Below are 4,224 nucleotides of genomic sequence, written 5' to 3' on the forward strand. Positions count from 1 at the left end.
AACACCTCCACCTTGGCACATCGATGCCGTCGGGGGGCGTCCACACCATCACGGTGCCTCTACCCATTCCGAACGTGCGGAAGGTGAAGTCGCGCTTCACGCTGCGGCGAGTGAAGCCGTCCCATCGCCCTCGTCGCAGCCGTGGAGCTGGATGAGGTTAGGCCGCAGGCGGCGTCGTCTCCCCGTGGCACCCCTATCAGTGATTGAGGACGTTATCCTGCGCGAGGGGCGCCCGAGTGAGCGAGCCTGCCGGAGACCCTCGCCTCAACTGCCGCGGTGCCACCAAGTTTAGCCAGGGGATCGGCACCGCCTCACTCTAGGAGGGCCGGATGTGCATGAATGGCCGTGCCGGCTCCCGAAAACACCCGATGCGTTGTCAGGAGGAGGACCGCTCCTGTAGTCTCGGCTGGTGGCAGGGAAGTCATAATGAACGACGTGGGGATGTCCGGCAAAAATAGCCCTGCGTTCCTCGCCGGCGGCGGCGACATGGGCGCCCTCATGCGCGCCCACGATTGGAGGACGTCGCCGCTCGGCCCGCCCGAGACTTGGCCGGGGTCGCTGCGCGCGGTGGTGCAACTCATGCTCGGCAACCGCCAGCTCATGTTCGTCGCATGGGGCCCCGAACTCGCCTTCCTCTACAATGACGGCTACGCCCCAACCCTCGGCGCGAAGCACCCCTCGGGGCTCGGCCGGCCGTTCCGTGAGGTCTGGTCGGAGATCTGGGACGACATCGAGCCGCTGGTGTCGAAGGCGCTCGCCGGCGAGACGACCTACAGCGAGAACCTGCACCTCGTGATGGAGAGGAACGGCTACCCCGAGGACGCCTGGTTCACCTTCTTCTACTCGCCGGTGCGCGACGAGAGCGGCGAAGTCGCCGGCATGTTCTGCGCCGGCGTGGAGACGACGGCAGGAATGCTCGCCGAACGCCGAGCCGCATACAGCGTCGCCCTCAACGAGCGGCTGCGCGACCTCGCCGACCCGGGCGAAGTCATCGCGGCGGCGGCCGGTACGCTCGGGTCGCACCTTCGCGTTGCCCGGGTCGGCTACGCTGAGGTGGACGTGGCGGGATGGGCGACCGTCGAGCGGGAGTGGAACCCGATCGGCCTGCCCACGCTTGTGGGGCGGCACCGGCTCGACGACTACGGACCCGCCCGGATCGCCGACATGCAGTCCGGGTGGACCGACGTCATCGCTGACTTCGCGGCCGACCCGCGCCTCACACCGGCCGACGTCGCGGTGCATCACGGGCTCGGCATCCGCGCCCAGGTCGTCGTGCCGCTCGTGAAGGCGGGGAGCCTCGTTGCTCTTCTTTTCGTTCACGCCTCCTCGCCCCGCCGCTGGCACGCCGATGAAGTCGCCGCCGTCGAGGACGCCGCCGAGCGGACCTGGGCCGCGGTCGCGCGAGCGCGGGCCGAGGCAGGCCTGCGGGAGAGCGAGGCGCGCCTGAAATTCCTCGACCGTCTCGGGGCCTCGACGGCACCGCTGTCCAGTGCCGACGCGGTCCTTTCGACAACGACGCGGCTCCTGGGCGAACACCTCGGCGTCTCGATCTGCGCCTACGCCGACATGGACGAGGACGAGGACGGCTTCACCATCCGCGGCGACTGGGCGGCACCGGGGTCGAAGAGCATCGTCGGGCGCTACAAGCTGGCCGACTTCGGCAGGCTTGCCGTGAGGAACCTCTCGGCTGCCCTACCGCTCGTCGTATGCGACAACCTCCGCGAACTCGCGCCCGAGGAGGCGGCGACGTTCCGCTCCATCGGTATCGCCGCAACGATCTGCATGCCCCTGGTGAAGGAGGGGCGCCTTGCCGCTCTCATGGCGGTTCACGACAGGGCACCCCGGGCCTGGACAGAAGCGGAGCTAGGCCTCCTGCATGAGGTCACCGCGCGCTCCTGGGCCCATGTCGAGCGCGTCCGAGCCGAAGCCGAGCTACGTGGGAGCGAGGCACGCCACCGCAGGATGTTCGAGATCGAGACGGTCGCGGTCGTCTACTTCGACATGGTCGGCGGCATCACCGACGCCAACGACGCCTTCCTGCGACTGATTGGCTACACGCGGGCGGAGCTCGAGGCGGGCGAGGTGCGCTACGAGAACTTGACGCCGCCAGACTGGACTTGGCGGGACGAGCAGACGATCCAAGACTTGCTGACGACCGGGAATAGCGGCCCGTTTGAGAAGGAGTATTTCTGCCGCGACGGCTCCCGCATGTGGATCCTCTGCGCGAGCAAGATGCTCGACGAGCGCACGGCAGTCGAATTCATCGTTGATGTCTCCGAGCGGAAGGCGGGCGACGCGGCGCTGCGGGACAGCGAGGATCGGCTCCGCCTCGCGACAGAGGCGGCCGAGGTCGGCTTCTGGGACGTGGACCTCGTCAACGACGTCCTCGTCTGGCCGCCGCGGGTGAAGGCGATGTTCGGCATCTCCCCCGACGCGCCCGTCTCCATGACCGACTTCTACGCCGGCCTGCACCCCGACGACCGGGATGCGACCGCTGCCGCCTTCGCCGCGGCAGCTGACCCGGCCCGACGTGCCCTCTACGACGTCGAGTACCGCACTCTTGGGAAGGAGGACGGCGTGACCCGCTGGGTCGCGGCCAAGGGCCGCGGCGTCTTCGACGAGGCCGGGCGTTGCGTTCGGGTGGTCGGCACCGCGATCGACGTCACCCGCCGCAAGCAGGCCGAGGAGGAGCTGGCGCGGAGCCGCGCAGCGCTCCATCGGCTGAATAAGACGCTCGAGGTGCGTGTCCGCGAGGAGGTCGCGGCTCGCGAAGCCGCCCAGGCCCAGCTCGCCCACGCCCAGCGGATGGAGGCGCTCGGCCAGCTCGCCGGCGGCATCGCCCACGACATCAACAACGTCCTTCAGGCGGTCGGCGGGGGCGCCTCACTCATCGCGAAGCGGCCCGGTGACCCGGTCTCTGTCCGCCGCCTCGCCCGCATGGTCGGCGAGGCCGCAGAGCGCGGCTCCGCGGTCACGCGCCGGCTGCTCGCCTTCTCCCGTCGCGGCGACCTCCGAGCCGAGGCAGTGGACCCCGTCTCCCTCCTCGCCGGGATGCGCGAGATCTTCACTCACACCCTCGGCGCCGGGATCGGCATCCGCGTCGATGCCGACCCCGACCTGCCCCCGCTCTTCGCCGACAAGGGCCAGCTCGAGACCGTCCTTGTGAATCTTGCCGCCAACGCCCGCGATGCAACGAATGGCCGAGGGGTCATCACCCTCGCTGCCACCGTTGAGGTGCGCCCGCGGGCGCGGACGGCCTCTGGAACGCCATCAATCGAAGCTGGTCGCTACGTGCGCCTGACGGTCGCCGACAACGGGCCTGGCATGCCGCCCGAGATCCTCGCTCGCGTGACCGAGCCGTTCTTCACGACGAAGCCGAGGGGGCAGGGCACGGGCCTCGGTCTCGCGATGGCACGCGGCTTCGCCGAGCAGAGTGGCGGTGCCTTCCACATCGAGAGCGGGATCGGGCGCGGGACGGCCGTTTCGCTCTGGCTCCCGATTGCCGACGGCCTGACGCCCGCCCGCGACGAGGTCCCGTCTCATGACGCGTCGACCCATCGCCGAAGCCGTATCCTCCTCGTGGACGACGAGGCCCTCGTCCGCGCGATCACGGCCGAGGGGCTGGAGGAGGCCGGATTCTCCGTCCTGGCGGCCGAGAGCAGCGCGACCGCCCTTGCCCTTCTCGAGGCCGGCGAGGCGTTGGACCTCCTTGTGACCGACCTCTCGATGCCTGGGATGGACGGCCTCGAACTCATCCGGGAGGTTGGGCGGCGCCGGCCCGGGCTGCCGGCGGTTCTCCTGACGGGCTTCGCTACGAACGCGGCCGAGCTCGCGGTGGGCGGCGCAGTCTCGGGTACCTTTTCGCTCCTTCGCAAGCCGGTGTCCCCGACCGAGCTCGCGGAGCGCATCTCCGTTCTGCTCGAGGGCACGGGAACACCGCCCCTACGACACCCGGTGCGCGACAGCGGTCGGCGGGATTAGGTGCCAGGTGTACGCAGCCAGCACGCGCAACGCGCTTCGAGGTAGGGGAGGCGCGATCATTCGTTCTGTCCTCCGCACACTGCCCTGTACCGGTGGTGACGCTCGCTGTGGGTTTTCCGTAATTCGGCTTTCCTCGATCTCCGTGCTATGCGCGACCGCAATATTGCTGGTAGATGATTGATCAAATTATACCGACCCGCTTAAACCCTGACTTGTTCGAGATAAGGATAGCTGGTGAGGCTG

1 protein-coding gene is annotated in these 4,224 nt (G+C 68.9%); it reads left to right on the top strand.

What is annotated here, in order from left to right:
* Positions 1–339 precede the first annotated feature (339 nt).
* Positions 340–3,981 carry a PAS domain S-box protein gene (locus tag AC5JJ1_RS13485; RefSeq protein WP_495785622.1) on the top strand — a complete coding sequence of 1,214 codons (3,642 nt, stop codon included), beginning with the start codon at positions 340–342 and terminating at the stop codon, positions 3,979–3,981.
* The last annotated feature ends 243 nt before the right edge of the window (positions 3,982–4,224 follow it).

It is taken from the genome of Belnapia sp., from assembly GCF_059504005.1.

Coding starts and splice junctions, on each gene's coding strand:
- AC5JJ1_RS13485 (WP_495785622.1), top strand. CDS start 340: ATGGCCGTGCCGGCTCCCGAAAACACCCGATGCGTTGTCAGGAGGAGG.